Raw genomic sequence first — 14,851 nt, forward strand, 5'->3', positions numbered from 1 at the left:
CGTACTGGTCATCCTGTACCTGATTTTTCACTGATCCTCAGCAACGTCTCTCAGCGCCTGGCGCGCTGACTCGTGAAGGGCGACGCCCGCGATTTGCGGGGTCGCCTTTGGCGCATCCGGCACGCGCGTAGATGTCGTGCCGCGCTCAGCGCACCGTCGCCATCAACGCGCCCATTCCGACCAGCAAAGTTCAGATCAAACGATTCACGGCGCGCAGTCGTTTCGGCCGTTGTAAAACCGTCCGCAGACGATGTGTCGAGAACAGCGCCGTCGATGCCACCCCCACCAGGCATTCGGTTGGGAACATGCGTCCATGCCCGGCGAGCGCGCCTTCCGGCGCGGTTGACGCCGGAATTCGCCCGCGTGCTGCCTTCTTGCTGGGAAGGCAGCGAGACACCGGATAACAGCTTGTGGCTGAACGAGGCCGTGGGCGCGAAGCCCGCGGCCCGGGCGGTTGTCCCGGGCATGAATGCACCCTGAAAATATACCCGGAGGCAGGCTGGATAGGCTTCTTAAAGCCCTGCGCCTGAGCCGCCATGTCAGGACAATATTCCGATAAAATATAATTTCACAGAACAGTCTTCCGATAACTCCATGACAACCCGAAATCGCCCACTCGACAACCAGGATCGCAAGATCATGCGCGAGTTGCAAAAAAACGCGCGTCTGAGCAACGCGGAACTGGCCGAGCTGGTCGGCATGTCGACCACCGCGTGCTGGAATCGCACGCGTCAGTTGGAAACGGAGGGGTACATCCGCGGCTATGTCGCTTTGCTCGATCAGCAAAAGCTCGGTTTCGCAGATGTGGTGTTGCTGGAAGTCACGCTCGACCGTCACGACGACGACGCCCTCGCCCGCTTCGGCGCCGAACTCGCGACGCTATCGGAAGTGCTCGAGGCGTATCTGGTGTCGGGCGACTACGACTATCTGGTCAAGGTGGCGGTGGACGGCACCGCGGGTTACGAGCGCTTTCTGCGCGAGAAGCTCTACAAGATTGCCGGCATCCGGCATAGCCGTTCGATGTTCGCGCTGCGCTGCATGAAGAGCATTCCGTCGATTGCGGTGTAGCGGGTTGCTGCGCCGCGCTTCGTCGGCTTCGTCAGCACTTTAAGCAGATCGCTGCGACCGTGCCCCGCGCTCACGCGCCGTGCGCTTCCGCCATCGCCACGACGATTCTCCGCGGCCCCGAAAACGGCGCGCGGCCGTGCGTCAGCAGCATGTTGTCGAGCATCATCACGTCGCCGCGTTGCCACGCGAAATCGAGTCGATGCGCGTCGTACACCGCGCGCACGCTATCGAGCTCGGCGTCGGCGATCGGCGTGCCGTCGCCGTAGTACACATTGCGCGGCAAATCTTCTTCTTCGACGAGGTCGAGCAGCGCTTCGCGCGTCGCGTCTTCCAGCGACGACACGTGGAACAGATGCGCCTGGTTGAACCACACGTCCTCGCCAGTACGCGGATGCCGCGCGACCGCCTGGCAAATCTGCCGGGTGCGCAGATCGCCGTCCTCTTTCCACTCCCATTCGATCTGATGCGCGCGGCAATAGGCTTCGGCGACCGCCGTGTCTTCGGTGTTGAAGACCTGCTGCCACGACAGATCGAGTCCACCGCCGTAGTTGCGCACGTACATCAGCTTGCGACTCGCGAAGTGTTCGCGCAGTGCGGGATCGATACCCTGATACACGGCACGCGCATCGGCCACCGGCGTCTCGCCGCGATCGCCAGGCGCGATGTCGCAGTAGAACCAGATCTTCATCGGCCAGTTCGTCGTGTACGCCTGCTCGTTGTGCTGCGGAATCCACTGATGCGCGGGATAGTCGGTCGACGAATAGACACCCTTCGTCACTTCGCTGCGCGGCGTCGAACCGAACTCGTACGACAGCAGCGGCGAGCCGAAGCTCTTGGCGAATTCGTGAAAGCGTTCGATGCTCATGTCGGCGAATCCGCGCAGCAACACACCGCCGTCGCGGGCGAGATGCTTTTGGATTGAAGCGTGCCAGCCGCGATCGAGAATGTCGCTGGCGTCGGCGGGTGCGTTCATGACCGGCAAACGCGTGCGGCCTCTCTGGAACACGGTATCGGCGAGCTGGATCTCAGCGGGTGCTTCCCGGATGTCATTCGACATACGTGGCTCCTGACAGAATTGAGTGAGTGGATTCGCGCTGCGAAGCGCACCGACCGACGCGCGCATAAGTCGATTCGGTGCAGCTCCCAGATGACTCAGCGAACGCAACCCGGTGGTAAATCTAATTTTGCGATGATACTGATAATGATTCTCATTTGATAGTGGCGCGCAACGGCTTCTGACACGCGGCCAGCACCGCGCCGGCCGCGAGCAGCAGTGCGGAATACACCAGTCCGCGCGCGAGACCGGCGCCGTCCGAGACCCAGCCGATCACCATCGGCCCGACAATCTGCCCGAACGCGAAGACGATCGTGAACGCGCTGATGCCTTTGGCCCAGTGGCTCGCGGGCAGGTTGTGGCGCACGAACGCGGTGGTCGACGCGACGGCCGACAGGAACGTCGCGCCGAACAGCACGCCGGACACGAACGCCACCCACGGTTGCGTGAACAGCGCGGGGAGCAAGGTGGCGATGGCGAGCAACGCGTTGAGCACCGCGAGCGCCTGACCGCCGCGCATACGGTCGAGCAGGCTGGACCATACGCGCGCCGACATCACCGTCGCCACGCCGAGCAGCAGATAAAACCCCGTGACGACGACCGCGCTCATGCCGGCGTTACGCAGCAGCGCCACGATGAATGTCATATAGCCGATGTAACCGACGCCGAACAGGCCATAGCCCGCCAATGCGAGGCTGAAACGCGGCCAACGCGGCGCCTCGGCGTTCGCGGTTGCGCGCGTCGCCGGATGGGCGGCGGGATGCACGCGCTCGATCTTGCGCGCCGCCTGAATCGCCACGGCGGCGAACGCCGCACACGCGACGGCCAGCGCGAACCACGCGAACTGCCAGCCGTGCGCAACGTTGACGATCGTCAGCGGCACCAGCACCGACGACGCCACGATGCCCCATCCCGTGCCGCCGTAATACAGCCCGAGCACGAGGCCGGCGTCATGCGGTCTCGCCGACGCCAGGCGCGCCGCCAGCACGCCGCCGCTGATGAAAATCGCCGCGCTGGTCGCCCCGGTGATCACCCGCAACGCAAGCAGCGAATGCGTGTCCGCGAGCAGGCCGCTGACGGCCACGAGCAGGGTCGTGGCCGCGCAGCCGACACCAAACAAGACACCCGACGACCAGCGACGCGCGAGCGGCGGGAATGCCAGCGCGCCGAGCAGATAGCCCAGTGCGTTGGCGGTGTTCATCGCGCCGGCCTGCGCGAAGCTCCAGCCGAGGTCGAGCTTCATCGACGGCAATAGCAGCGCGTAAGCGAAGCGCGCGAGTCCCAACGCGATCGCGCTGCCTAGCGAGAGCGCGGCGGCAAGCATCAGGGTCGGGAGACGGTGCGCCGCTTCGGAGTCCGTGGCGGGCACGGCGGCGTCGAGTGATTTTGTCGGCATGGGCGGGCGGAAGTGGGCAAGGATGCTGCAGACCGGTGGAGCCGTAAACACTGATTACGGCAACTCGCCATCATATCCGGGGACGCCGGGAGGGGCTGACAGTTAGTTGCTTTTTACGAACCGCTGCCCCATCCCCTTGGGCTCGACGTTCAGCCGCGAATGGCTTATCGGACAAGCCCGAAGCCAACAACTATCAGGACTGACACCCAAGACTAAATGCGAATGATTTGCATTTACTAGATAATTAGCCCATGATTCAACCCATACCTTCAGTCGAATACACGCCATGACCACGCTAGATATCAGCCGCCTCGAATCTGCCCCTTCCGCGATCGCGAAACCCGGCGCAACCGCCAAGCCCCATGCATCGGCAGCACTTGAGGTGCTGCTGTCGCGTCAATCGCAATGGCCGCTCACCGAACCCGGCCCAGCCGACGCCGAACTCGATCTGATCTTCGACGCCGCGTTGCGCGCGCCCGATCACGGCAATCTGCGGCCATGGCGCTTCGTCACGATTCGCGGCGAAGCACGCGGTGCGCTCGGCGACCTGCTGGTCGATCTGGCCAGCGCGCGTTCACCCGAGGAACCGCGCTCCGCGCACGCGCATCGGCGGCAAAAGGCCTTCGCGGCGCCGCTCGTGATCGCACTCGGCGCGGCCGTGTCGGCGCATCCGAAAGTGCCGGAGATCGAGCAACTGCTGGCCGCCGGCGCGGCGACGATGAACCTGCTCAACGCGATTCACGCGCTCGGCTACGGCGGTTTCTGGGCCACGGGACCGGACAGTTATGAAACGCGTCTGCGCGACGCGCTGGGCTTCGCATCGAACGAGCGTCTGCTCGGCTTTCTGTTCGTGGGCACCGCGAAAACGCCCGGCCAGGCCCCGGTGCGGCCGTCGCGCAGTGAGCACGTGCGTGAATGGTTGCCATCGCAACCCGCCTGAAACCAATGCAAGCCATTGACGCACACGTTGCGTCATCGCCCTTGCGTCGCAAGCGACAAGCGCTGGCCTGCGACGCGGCAGCTACTCAATCCGGCCGGCGCGACTCATGGACCGTGTCCATTCAGGAGCCTCGATGAACTTCCGCTCTCACTACAGCAGCCGTCCCGAACTGATCGACGATCATCCGACCGATACCACCGACGCGCCCGAGCGCACCGTTCTCAGCGCCGTTCGCACCTGGCTGCGGCCGGCCTGCGAATCGGCACGCGGCGGCGTGCAATGGCGCGACATTCTGAGCGGTGTCGGCTTGCGACAGGACGGCATAGAACATTTCGATTTGCTGATGCGTTCGCTCATGCACGTGTCGTATCGTCCGCTCGACATGCGCTGCCGTTGCGCCAGCGATCTCGGCAAGGACGAAGCCGTCATTTTGCAGACCATCGCGTTGCTGCAAAAAACGCATAGCGGCGCCGCGTTGCGCATGTTGAGCGAGTGGCTGCCCTCGCCCGCGGTCAGCGGCGTGTTGAAGCTGATCCGCTGGTTTGCGATCGATCTGCTGGACGCCGGTATGGAACTCGACGTGCAAGCGCGTCGCGTGACCTACATGCATTGAGGACGCAGCCCATGTCACTGGAATTAGACCTGGCTGCGCCGACGTCCTCGCGCGTGCGCGACAGCGGCGACGTGCGTGCGGCCGAACCCGCGGCGAACATCGCCCGAATCGCGCACGCTATCGTCACTGCCACGCCGCCCGTTTTCTCTGCTCACTCACTCACGCGCCACTATCCGCGTGGCGTCACCGTGCCGCGCACGGGCGAGTTGCATCTGTGGCGATTTCGCTGCGAATGGTTGCCGGTGCCGGTGCAGGAGGGCGACGGCTGGCTGTCGAAGACCGAGCGCGAACGTGCGCGATTGCATCCGAACGCCGCGTTGCGCAAGCGCTTTGTCAGCGCGCGCGTGGTGGTGCGCTGGATCGTCGCGAATCTGTTCGACTGCGCGCCACGCGACGTCGATCTGCAAGACGACGGCAACGAGAAACTGCGCGCACGCCATCCACATGACGGCCGCGGCATTACGATCGACATCGCTTACGGCGGTATCTGGATCGTGGTCGGCGTTGCATCGGCCACGCTGGGCTTAAGCGTGATCGTGCCGTCGCCCGGCGCAAGTGCCGACGAGACGCCGGAAGGCGCGCGCCGGCGTGCACGTTACGGCAGCCTCTGTAATGCACTGCGTTACGCGCCGGTGGATATCGACGTGGATCTGCTGTTGAGCGACACCGCGAGTTGCGCATTCGACCTCGCGGAGCATGGCCGCTGCCATGTGTTCGATCTGCCGATGGGCGGCAAGATTCGCGCGGCGGTGGCGCTCGCGCAGCCGGTTACGCAAGTGCATACGTTCGGTTGGCCGAAGTCTCTGGCGATCGGCGAAGTCAACACGTAGCCGGCCAACGTCTATCGCGCGAAGGGGGTGGTCGACCACGCCACGCACGCCGAATAGCCGTCAGGCGCTTCGATCCACTGCGCGGCGATTTCGCGCATATCGTCCGGAATCCGATTGCTTAACGTCACTCGGCTACCTTCGCGCGGCAGCACCGTCAGGTGCGGCAAACCACGCGAGATGCCTGCGCCCGTTGTCTTGACGAGCGCTTCCTTCGCCACCCAGGCTGCGTAAAACGCAGCGGTCTGCTGCGTAGCAGCGCGGCTTTCGAGCCACGCCACTTCGGTGGGGTCAAGCGTCAACGCCGCAATCGAACGCCAATCGAACCCATCGCGATGCTGTTCGATATCGACGCCGACGCGCCGAACCGGCGACATCGCAATCAATCCATGCGCACCCGCATGCGATACGTTGAAATCGAACCCAGCCGAATCCGCCAGATGTGGACGACCGTTTGCGTCCTGAGCAAAACGCACGGTGTGAGCGGCGATGCCAAGACGCTGCGCGAGCAGTTCACGCAGCGCAGCGCGCACGCTCGCGAAACGCACTGTGTCCTCATGGTGGAGAAATCTGCGGGCGCGGGCTCGCTCGTCGTCGCTGAGGGAGGCGAACACGGTCGCGTCGCTCAGCGACGCGTCGAAAGGAAAATCGATCCGCCACAACGAGATATCGGACGGACCGGCGTGCAGCAAAAGAACAGGGGCGATGGAATGCATCGTAAAGACTCGGACGATCTACGCACGGTAGGAAAGGAACACGAAAAGAACATTCGCGACTCTACCCGATATCACGCCCGACTCCATCTTGTCCTTCAGATGCGCTTCATGTCCTTCGGCACGCCGAGCAACAACGCTACGCCGCTGACGAACAGCAACACGCTCAGCAGATACAGCGCGTTATCCATACTGCCGGTGTGCGTCTTGATCAATCCGATCACCCACGGACTCACAATGCCGCTCGTAATGCCGATGCTGCTGATCAACGCGATCCCCGCCGCAGCGGCCGTGCCGGACAGATAACCCGATGGCACCGTCCAGAAGATCGGCAGCGCCGCAAAAATCAGCACCGCGGCCAGCGAAAGAATCGCGAGCATGGCGGGAAAGCTGCTCAGATGCAGCGTCAGCAGCGAGAGCGCCACGCCACCGCCAATCGTGCAGAAGGCAAAGTGTCGACGGCGTTCGCCGCGGCGATCCGAATGACGCGCAATCAGAATCAATCCGACCGCACCGATTGCATTCGGAATCACGGTGTACAGGCTGATCGCCACCACGTCATGCACGCCGAAGTCGCGGATCATCAACGGCATCCAGAAGTTCAGCGTCAGCGAGGCGCAGGTCAGCGAGAAGTAGATGAACGCGAACAGATAGACGCGCGGATTGCGCAACGCATGCAGAAATGAACGCGACGAATGCGCGTCCGACGAAGCTCGGCGGCCTTCATCACGTTGCGCGATCAGTTGCGCTTTTTCGTCGGCGCTCAGCCAACTGGCGTGTTGCGGACCGTCCACCAGATAGAACGCGGCGAGCAGACCGAGCACGATCGCGGGCGCGCCTTCGATCACGAACATCCACTGCCAGCCGAACAGGCCCAGCACGCCGCCCATGTCGCGCATGATCCAGCCGGATACGAGACCGCCGAGCACGCCCGCCACCGCGACGCCCGCGAAAAAGATCGACAGCACGGCCGCGCGCCGCCGCGCCGGATACCAGTACGTCAGATACAACACGATGCCGGGAAAGAAACCCGCTTCGAACACGCCGAGCATGAAGCGCAGCAGATAGAAGTGCGTGGGCTTCGACACCAGCATCATGCCGACCGACGCTATGCCCCACAGCAGCATGATCCGCGTGAACGTGCGGCGCGCACCGAAGCGCGCCAGAAGCATATTGCTCGGCACTTCACAGATCACATAGCCGACGTAGAAAACCGCCGCGCCGAGACCATACATGGCGTCGCTGAAACCGAGGTCGTGCTTCATCTGCAATTGCGCGAAGCCGATATTGATGCGGTCGAGAAACGACACCACGTAACAGAGAAACAGAAACGGAATGATCCGCAGCGAGACCTTGCGATATAACAGGTCCTCGTGTGCGACAGCGGAGGCGCCCGGCTCGAGCGCGGGGGCGAGGGATTGGCTCATCGATTATCTCCAAACGCGCGGCTCGAATGGCTACGCGCGTGCTTGCTCTGCTTTTAACGCTGCTTTTTTAAGCCGCGAGCGAATGCGTCTGCGTGTCTCGCGCTGAAACGTCGATGACCCCGTCGCGCGCATGCTGCATGGCGTCGAGCAGCGTCGCGTGATCGCCGATATGGTTGGCGAGCAGCAGGATCAGTTGCGCATTGGCCGACTGGCTCTGCGCCTCGTCGAGATCGCGATGCATGTCGATCAGCGCTTCGTAGAAATCGTCGGGACGCGTGAGATTCGGTTGCGTGTTCAGTGTCATGTCTGTCTCCTGCTATTTTTTGCCGATACCTTGCGGTTGTCGCCAGTGCTCCGCGTGCCTGAGTCTTCGGTCCAGGTTTCAGGCCGTCCCTTCGACGCACAACGCGCGTTTCAACGCCTGCGTGACCGCGTCCGCATCGAGCTGCCGCCAACGCGCACACACATGCTGGTCCGGCCGGATCAGATAGAACGTGCCGGGTTTGGCGTCGTAGCGTGCGTTCGCGTGACCTTCGGCGTCGTGAGCGACTTTCACACTCGCCGAATGCGAAACAGAAATCGACGCGGATGCCAGAACAGCCGCCTGCAGATCACCGCTCGTCACCACGACAAGCCTCAACGGAATCGGCCCAACGTTCAGCGCATCCAGCGCGGCGCGAGTCGCCTGATCGACACCTTGCTCGCCGCAGAACAACACGCCGGTGAACTGCTGACCGAGTTGCTGCAACAGCCAGGCCGGTTGCGCGGCCACCAGAACCGGCGCATCGACGCACGATGCGCCCGGCACCATCGCCCCTTCGAAGCGATCGCCGTCCGCGGTATTGAGCGGCGAATCGCGCAACACCGCCGGCACCGACAGGCGCCCGCTATTCGCCAATTGCCGCGCAAACGGATGTTGCCGCGAGAGCTTCAGCACCGCATCGCGGAACACACGGCTCACGGGGCTCTTCGGCGTGATGAAATCGGTGGAGCGGGTGGAGTTGCGGATGTTTTCATCGGCGGCGAATTCGCGTTCGCTCGCGTAGGTGTCGAGCAGCGCGTCGGACGCGTTGCCTTCGAGCACCATCGCCAGCTTCCATGCGAGATTTTCCGCGTCCTGCACGCCGCTATTCGCGCCGCGTGCGCCGAACGGCGACACGCCGTGCGCGGAGTCGCCCGCGAACAGCACGTTGCCGTGCCGGAAGCGCTCCATGCGCAAACACGAAAACGTATAGACGCTGACCCATTCCAGTTCGAACTTCGCGTCCGCGCCGAGCAACGCGCGCACGCGCGGAATCACACGCTCCGGGGTTTTTTCGAGTACCGGATCGGCGTCCCAGCCCAACTGGAAATCGATCCGCCACACGTTGTCCGGCTGACGATGCAGCAACACCGATTGATTCGGATGAAACGGCGGATCGAACCAGAACCAGCGCTCGGTTGGAAAGTCCGCTTCCATCTTCACATCGGCAATCAGGAAACGATCCTTGAACGTGACGCCCTTGCTGTCGAGTCCCATCAGCGTGCGCATGGGGCTGCGCGAGCCGTCGGCGGCGACCACAAAGCGGCCGCGCAACGGGTACTGCCCTTCGGGGGTATCGACCGTCAACGTCACGCTGGCGTCGTGCGTGCCCGGTGCGCCGTTCTGCTGCACGCCGACCACTTTGCTCTTCCAGCGGATCTCGAGATTCGGCATTGCCTGCGCACGTTCGAGCAGAAAACCTTCGACGTAATACTGCTGCAGATTGATAAACGCGGGCCGGTTGTGACCCGCTTCCGGCTGCAGGTTGAAGGTGTAGACCAGTTCGTCTTTCAGAAACACCTTGCCGACGTTCCAGCTGATGCCCTTCTCCACCATCCGCTGGCCGCAACCCAGGCGATCGAAAATATCGAGCGAACGCTTCGAAAAGCAGATTGCCCGCGAGCCGGTGGACAACGAACAGTCGTCGTCGACCAGCACGACCGGTACGCCCTGCTGCGCGATATCGATCGCGGTGGCGAGGCCGACAGGGCCCGCACCGACCACGATCACCGGATAAGCCGCCTGCTCCGCGCCGCCGTGCGCGCTTTGTTCACGGCACGGCTGGTAGTCGAACGACAGCGTCTGGTAGTTGATGCTCATCTTATGTCTCCGTCCTGCTCTTCTCGGCGTCGCTATAGCACGGTGGGGATCAGGCTTGCAGCGCGTCCCACATGTCCTTGTCGCGTTGCGCGGTCCAGATACGCGGATGCGTGATGCCGCTCGCTTCGTCGAATGCGCGCGACACGTCGAACGGCAGGCAATGCTCGTAGATGAACACGTGGCCGAACTTCGGGTCCATTGCCTTACGCGTGTGCGCCATCGCGGCCTTCAGATCGAGTTTCTGTTCGACGGCTTCGCGACCTTGCTGCAGCAGCGTGGTGACGAAGTCTTTCGTGTAGTCGAGACCCTTGTTGACGTCTTCCGGCGTGGTCAGCGCGGGGCCACGGCCCGGCACCAGCTTGTCGGCCTGCAACGCGCGCAGCGCTTCGAGCGTGGCGGGCCACTGTTCGAGCTGGGCGTCGCCGCAATAACACGCCGCGTCGTACTCGACCAGGTCGCCGGAGAACAGCACCTTCTGCGACGGCAGCCACACGACCGTGTCGCCCTTCGTGTGACCGGCGCCGAGATGCGCAATACGCACTTCGAGCTTGCCGAGAAACAGCGTCATTTCCTTCTCGAACACCAGCGTCGGCCACGTCAGGCCCGGCACGGTTTCGACACCGGCAAACAGACGCGGGAAGCGTTCGATTTCCGATTTCATGTCCGCTTCGCCGCGCTCGACGATCATCTCGTAGGTGCCGCGGCTCGCGATCACCTGTTGCGCGCCTTCCTCGAAATACGCCGACGCGCCGAGCACGCGCACTGCGTGGTAATGCGACAGCACGACGTATTTGATCGGTTTATCGGTAACGCTGCGGATCTTCGCGATGAGGTCTTGCGCCATGGCCGGCGTGGCGGTGGTGTCGACGATCAGCACGCCGTCGTCGCCGATGATCACGCCCGAGTTCGGATCGCCTTCCGCGGTGTACGCGTAGGCGTTCTCGGACAACTTCGTCCACGTGACTTTCTTGACTTCCAGATCGGCCTGGGATGCGAATGCCTTTGCCATGCTTGTCTCCCTCAAAAGTTGGACGTGAGGCGAGACGGCCGGCTGCGCACGGAATGCGCGGGCTGACGGTATTGGAGGATTGTCTCGCCCCGTTTTGACTCTGTGACTGCGCCGGTGTGTCGGGGTGAATGCATCTTATGGCCGCGCGAGTTTATTTGTCAATAGCGAAATGCATCGCTATACGCAAATTTACGAGAGCCTAAGATCGAGACAGGCTAAAAGTGCCCATCCCCCGAAATCAGAAAATCACCTGCAGCCCTTGGCAACGCTCTGTGCGGGTCGGCTGGTGGCTGTTCCCGGCACGATTGTTCACGCGTGCCGCCGCTCTGACGCACTGCGCGAATGCAGCGCCGAACTTGTCACACCAGCAACGGATCGTTTCGTACGTGACTACGACACCTCGTTCGAGCAACAACGCCTCAATGTCACGCAGGCTCAGGCTGAACTTGACAGAGCCGTGAGGGGGCATTGATGCGTGCCAGTCCGGGGTGCCCTGTGTTCTGACCTTCATGCGTCGATTCCAGTGCCAAGTCGTGATCGTGAAAATTGACTATGTTTAACATATTGCGTCTGCCCGCTGTCTTCTTTAAAAGATGTGCCATCTGTAAAATGTTGTTAAACGATGAGACATCGAATCATTTACGAAATACTTACGGGCCGATTCGAATTTAATTTTATGCATGCAATTCACTATTATTAAGACGACATTCATACGCGTATTGCGAATTTTTAAGGTAAGTATTCGATATTTACCGTATTGCAGTCAGTCCAGAATATCCCGTCACTTCGATAGCGTCGTAAACGTGGATCGACTATGAGTCGCCGTGCAGATCGCGTTCCCGGCGCGCCGAATTCGTGTCCCTGTTGTAATTCCGTGTCATCAATTGCAATGTCTTTCCGTTTAACCCGCATCTCGACGGACATGCGGGCCAGGTGAGTGCCGTTCATTTGAGCGTTGATTTCTCCAGCCATCCTATTCTCGCTGCCGAGCGTAGCTAACAGAGCAAACCATCCGATGACGTTTGATCGATGACTACTCACCACTCCTCCATTCCGCCCACCGCAACGGTCCTGTTAGTCGATGATCAACCCATTGTCGGCGAGGTCGTTGGCCGCGTGCTGGAGTGTGAGCCGGATATTCGCCTGCATGTTTGCACTGACGCGAACGAGGCCGTCGCGATGGCTTGCCGGATCAATCCGACAGTCATTCTCCAGGATCTCATCATGCCGGGCGTCGACGGGCTGGATCTTGTACGCGCCTATCGCAGCCACGCCGACACCGCGAACGTGCCGGTCGTCGTGCTGTCGACGAAGGCCCTGCCGACTATCAAGAACGCGGCGTTCCTTGCCGGCGCCAACGACTATCTCGTCAAGCTGCCCGATCCTATCGAACTGATTGCGCGCATTCGCTATCACTCAAATTCTTATGTGCATCGGCGTCAGCGCAACGACGCGCTCGATTTCCTGTCGCATGACATGCGTGTGCCTCAGAATGCGATTCTCACGCTGCTCGACATGTATCGCCTGGAATACGGCGAGCTCCCGCCGATTCTCGGACGTGTCGCCGCCCATGCCCGCACTGCGCTCAAGCTGGCCGAAGGATTTACGTATCTGGCGCGCGCGCAGGCCGAGTCGCACCAGTTCGAGATCGTGGATCTGTGCGATTTGCTGGTAATCGCGGTGGATCAGATGTGGGAAAAGTCGGTTGCGATGGGATGCCGGATCATTGTCGATGCTCCCGAGGCTCCGTTGAAGTATTTTGCGGACCCGCTGCTGCTGACGCGCCTCGCGCTCAATCTGATCGATAACGCTTTGAAGTACGGGCCGCGCGACTCGGAAGCGCGATGCATCCTCTCACGGACCGAGAATGGTGTTCTGCTTGGGGTGGAGGACGCGGGCGCCGGCATTCCCATGAGGGACATCGATCGCGCCGCCGAACGTTTCGTCAGACTACCCGCCGACGCGATGAATTGGGTCGACGGATTCGGACTGGGGCTTACCTTTGTCAATGTCGTTGCGAACAAACATCGCGGCCGGGTAATCATGGATCGCACGTTGCGCGGTTTCAGAATCGGTGTGCTATTTCCTGAAGACGATCAGGTTTCGCGTCATCTGGCCGACTGATTATCGCCAGGTTGACGAATATTTATGAAAATTTCTACGCACGGTGATTTTTCCGGGAATAACGCAGAATTTTTTGAATTTTAATAATCTTATCGGACATTTTCCAACCTCGTTCGGGTGCCTCCCGCCACGCCGAACGTCGCGCCGGTCGCTATCGATTTGATCGTGACTCCGAGAAAAAGAAGGCAACCGATCGATTCGTATATATCGGTCGTAATACCGCTGAGCAACAGAAACAACAGCATCAGCCAGACACGTTTGTCTTCCCGTCTGCTTGAGAACACAAACTGCGCCATCAACAGCATGAACAGAATCCCACCAATGATGCCGAAATTGGCAACAAGATAGAGCACCATGTTGTCCGAGTAGCCAACATTGAAACCGAAGGCGCTCTGGTAGTGGCCAGTCAACGAGCCGAATCCACCGGGGCCGATTCCCAACCCGATGAGATTTTCGCGAAGCATAGCGTTCAGCAGCAGTGGCCACGTGTTGACGAACCTGTCCTGCATCGATGCAAGCAATCCGGTTCCCACGACGATGTGGTTGATTGCCTCGGTAGCGACCAGCCCCGCGAACGGAAGTACCGTGGTCAACGCTAGCACCCACATGCATGCTTTTTTAATCGCGCCCGAACTACCGAGTTGCCATATCGCGAGCAGAACTACGAGCGAGATGAGCGTCGTCTTGTTGGTGGTTGCCCAGATCGCGAGTGCCGCGGCGGCGAGCATGATTGACGCAACCGCATACGAGCGGAGTCTAGGCAATACCCAGATAATCAGCGTGCCGATCATGAGCCCCGTTGCTGCGCTATCGCGTCCAAACCCTGGCAGCCGCTGCACCGTGCCGACGTACGATGCAGCGGCTGCCTGCACATCAAATCCACCTATGTCCAGACTTTTCCCGATCCATGGCAGCGGATAGAAATAGTTCACAAATACACCGACCATACATAGCGCGGTGAGCGATAAGAACGCGATCCATGCGCGCGGCTCCTCGAGGATTTCGAGCGATTGCCTGGGAGCGAGCACGGTAAAGATCAATGGCAGGATCAACCACATCCAGAATCCCACGGCTGCAAGGCTCGCACCATTGGACAGTGACACGCACGCCTCTACCGCCAGATATAACGCTGACAGAAAGTGGTAAACGTTTGGCCGCCGCACAATGATAATAATGACGCAAATCAGCATCATCACTTTCGGCAGATAGGCAATTTGAGGTACGCCGAGTATGGACGTGTAGTAACGAATCATGCCAAACATCACATCACCGGCGATCGCGGAAAAGAACGTCAGGACCCAAAGACTGCTTATTGCGTCCGGCCTATTTATCAGCGAAATGCGTTCAGACATGGCGAGCGCTGGAATCCGCATGGTTGCGTCCCTGAGTGCGGATTCCAGCGACACGACAGCAATGTTTGCTAGCCTGCTCGCGCCCAACTGGCCACACTGCCGCCAACCCGGCGCCAGGGCACACTGGCATTAGAACTCTTCGCATTTGTTGTCCGAAAAACATGAAACCGTAAAAACCCAGTCAAAGATAACGATATCAAGTCCGA

General features: G+C 61.0%; 13 protein-coding genes and 1 pseudogene. 5 read left to right on the plus strand and 9 right to left on the minus strand.

Features of this window, described 5'->3' with window-relative positions:
• Positions 1–594: 594 nt before the first annotated feature.
• Positions 595–1,068, plus strand: a complete 474-nt coding sequence (locus tag GGD40_RS26470; RefSeq protein ID WP_035559916.1) for an Lrp/AsnC family transcriptional regulator — start codon at positions 595–597, stop codon at positions 1,066–1,068.
• Positions 1,069–1,138: 70 nt separating this feature from the next.
• Here GGD40_RS26470 and GGD40_RS26475 read toward each other — a convergent pair whose 3' ends face one another.
• A complete protein-coding gene (locus GGD40_RS26475; RefSeq protein WP_179745640.1) occupies positions 1,139–2,125 on the minus strand; it encodes a TauD/TfdA family dioxygenase in 987 nt (328 codons plus the stop codon).
• Positions 2,126–2,276: 151 nt separating this feature from the next.
• Positions 2,277–3,518 carry a YbfB/YjiJ family MFS transporter gene (locus GGD40_RS26480; protein WP_179745641.1) on the minus strand — a complete coding sequence of 414 codons (1,242 nt, stop codon included), beginning with the start codon at positions 3,516–3,518 and terminating at the stop codon, positions 2,277–2,279.
• Positions 3,519–3,804: 286 nt separating this feature from the next.
• On the opposite strand from GGD40_RS26480, the gene GGD40_RS26485 reads away from it, so the two are divergent.
• The 3 genes from GGD40_RS26485 (at position 3,805) to GGD40_RS26495 (ending at position 5,901) form a co-directional block, all read left to right on the plus strand.
• Complete coding sequence (locus GGD40_RS26485; RefSeq protein ID WP_179745642.1) at positions 3,805–4,458, plus strand: nitroreductase family protein; 654 nt, start codon at positions 3,805–3,807, stop codon at positions 4,456–4,458.
• A gap of 133 nt (positions 4,459–4,591) precedes the next feature.
• Entirely contained in the window at positions 4,592–5,071 is a 480-nt protein-coding gene (locus GGD40_RS26490; protein ID WP_035559925.1) for a hypothetical protein, read from the plus strand.
• Between the two features lie 11 nt (positions 5,072–5,082).
• Complete coding sequence (locus GGD40_RS26495; protein ID WP_179745643.1) at positions 5,083–5,901, plus strand: hypothetical protein; 819 nt, start codon at positions 5,083–5,085, stop codon at positions 5,899–5,901.
• Between the two features lie 11 nt (positions 5,902–5,912).
• On the opposite strand, the gene GGD40_RS26500 is transcribed toward GGD40_RS26495, so the two are convergent.
• The 6 genes and pseudogenes from GGD40_RS26500 to GGD40_RS26525 all read right to left on the minus strand — a co-directional run.
• Positions 5,913–6,614: a 4'-phosphopantetheinyl transferase family protein gene (locus GGD40_RS26500; protein WP_179745644.1), complete on the minus strand. Its 702-nt coding sequence runs from the start codon at positions 6,612–6,614 to the stop codon at positions 5,913–5,915.
• 95 nt (positions 6,615–6,709) lie between these two features.
• The gene (locus tag GGD40_RS26505; RefSeq protein ID WP_179745645.1) at positions 6,710–8,038 is read right to left on the minus strand and encodes an MFS transporter; all 1,329 of its coding nucleotides are present in this window, start codon (positions 8,036–8,038) and stop codon (positions 6,710–6,712) included.
• A gap of 67 nt (positions 8,039–8,105) precedes the next feature.
• Positions 8,106–8,342: a DUF2783 domain-containing protein gene (locus tag GGD40_RS26510; protein WP_179711625.1), complete on the minus strand. Its 237-nt coding sequence runs from the start codon at positions 8,340–8,342 to the stop codon at positions 8,106–8,108.
• A 78-nt stretch (positions 8,343–8,420) separates the two neighbouring features.
• A complete protein-coding gene (locus GGD40_RS26515) occupies positions 8,421–10,160 on the minus strand; it encodes an FAD-dependent oxidoreductase (RefSeq protein WP_179745646.1) in 1,740 nt (579 codons plus the stop codon).
• A gap of 49 nt (positions 10,161–10,209) precedes the next feature.
• Positions 10,210–11,169, minus strand: a complete 960-nt coding sequence (locus GGD40_RS26520) for an MBL fold metallo-hydrolase (RefSeq protein WP_035559951.1) — start codon at positions 11,167–11,169, stop codon at positions 10,210–10,212.
• A gap of 334 nt (positions 11,170–11,503) precedes the next feature.
• Positions 11,504–11,617: pseudogene (locus GGD40_RS26525) on the minus strand (IS6 family transposase); the annotation flags it as partial.
• A 581-nt stretch (positions 11,618–12,198) separates the two neighbouring features.
• Between GGD40_RS26525 and GGD40_RS26530 the strand changes: the two are divergent.
• Positions 12,199–13,293 (plus strand): hybrid sensor histidine kinase/response regulator, encoded by a 1,095-nt coding sequence (locus GGD40_RS26530; protein WP_179745647.1) that lies wholly within the window; start codon positions 12,199–12,201, stop codon positions 13,291–13,293.
• Positions 13,294–13,382: 89 nt separating this feature from the next.
• Here the strand turns inward: GGD40_RS26530 and GGD40_RS26535 are convergent, their stop codons facing one another.
• A complete protein-coding gene (locus tag GGD40_RS26535; RefSeq protein WP_179745648.1) occupies positions 13,383–14,666 on the minus strand; it encodes a hypothetical protein in 1,284 nt (427 codons plus the stop codon).
• Positions 14,667–14,851: the final 185 nt, after the last annotated feature.

Source organism: Paraburkholderia bryophila (assembly GCF_013409255.1).
Taxonomy (GTDB): Bacteria; Pseudomonadota; Gammaproteobacteria; order Burkholderiales; family Burkholderiaceae; genus Paraburkholderia.

Coding starts and splice junctions, on each gene's coding strand:
- GGD40_RS26470 (WP_035559916.1), top strand. CDS start 595: ATGACAACCCGAAATCGCCCACTCGACAACCAGGATCGCAAGATCATG.
- GGD40_RS26475 (WP_179745640.1), bottom strand. CDS start 2,125: ATGTCGAATGACATCCGGGAAGCACCCGCTGAGATCCAGCTCGCCGAT.
- GGD40_RS26480 (WP_179745641.1), bottom strand. CDS start 3,518: ATGCCGACAAAATCACTCGACGCCGCCGTGCCCGCCACGGACTCCGAA.
- GGD40_RS26485 (WP_179745642.1), top strand. CDS start 3,805: ATGACCACGCTAGATATCAGCCGCCTCGAATCTGCCCCTTCCGCGATC.
- GGD40_RS26490 (WP_035559925.1), top strand. CDS start 4,592: ATGAACTTCCGCTCTCACTACAGCAGCCGTCCCGAACTGATCGACGAT.
- GGD40_RS26495 (WP_179745643.1), top strand. CDS start 5,083: ATGTCACTGGAATTAGACCTGGCTGCGCCGACGTCCTCGCGCGTGCGC.
- GGD40_RS26500 (WP_179745644.1), bottom strand. CDS start 6,614: ATGCATTCCATCGCCCCTGTTCTTTTGCTGCACGCCGGTCCGTCCGAT.
- GGD40_RS26505 (WP_179745645.1), bottom strand. CDS start 8,038: ATGAGCCAATCCCTCGCCCCCGCGCTCGAGCCGGGCGCCTCCGCTGTC.
- GGD40_RS26510 (WP_179711625.1), bottom strand. CDS start 8,342: ATGACACTGAACACGCAACCGAATCTCACGCGTCCCGACGATTTCTAC.
- GGD40_RS26515 (WP_179745646.1), bottom strand. CDS start 10,160: ATGAGCATCAACTACCAGACGCTGTCGTTCGACTACCAGCCGTGCCGT.
- GGD40_RS26520 (WP_035559951.1), bottom strand. CDS start 11,169: ATGGCAAAGGCATTCGCATCCCAGGCCGATCTGGAAGTCAAGAAAGTC.
- GGD40_RS26530 (WP_179745647.1), top strand. CDS start 12,199: ATGACTACTCACCACTCCTCCATTCCGCCCACCGCAACGGTCCTGTTA.
- GGD40_RS26535 (WP_179745648.1), bottom strand. CDS start 14,666: ATGCGGATTCCAGCGCTCGCCATGTCTGAACGCATTTCGCTGATAAAT.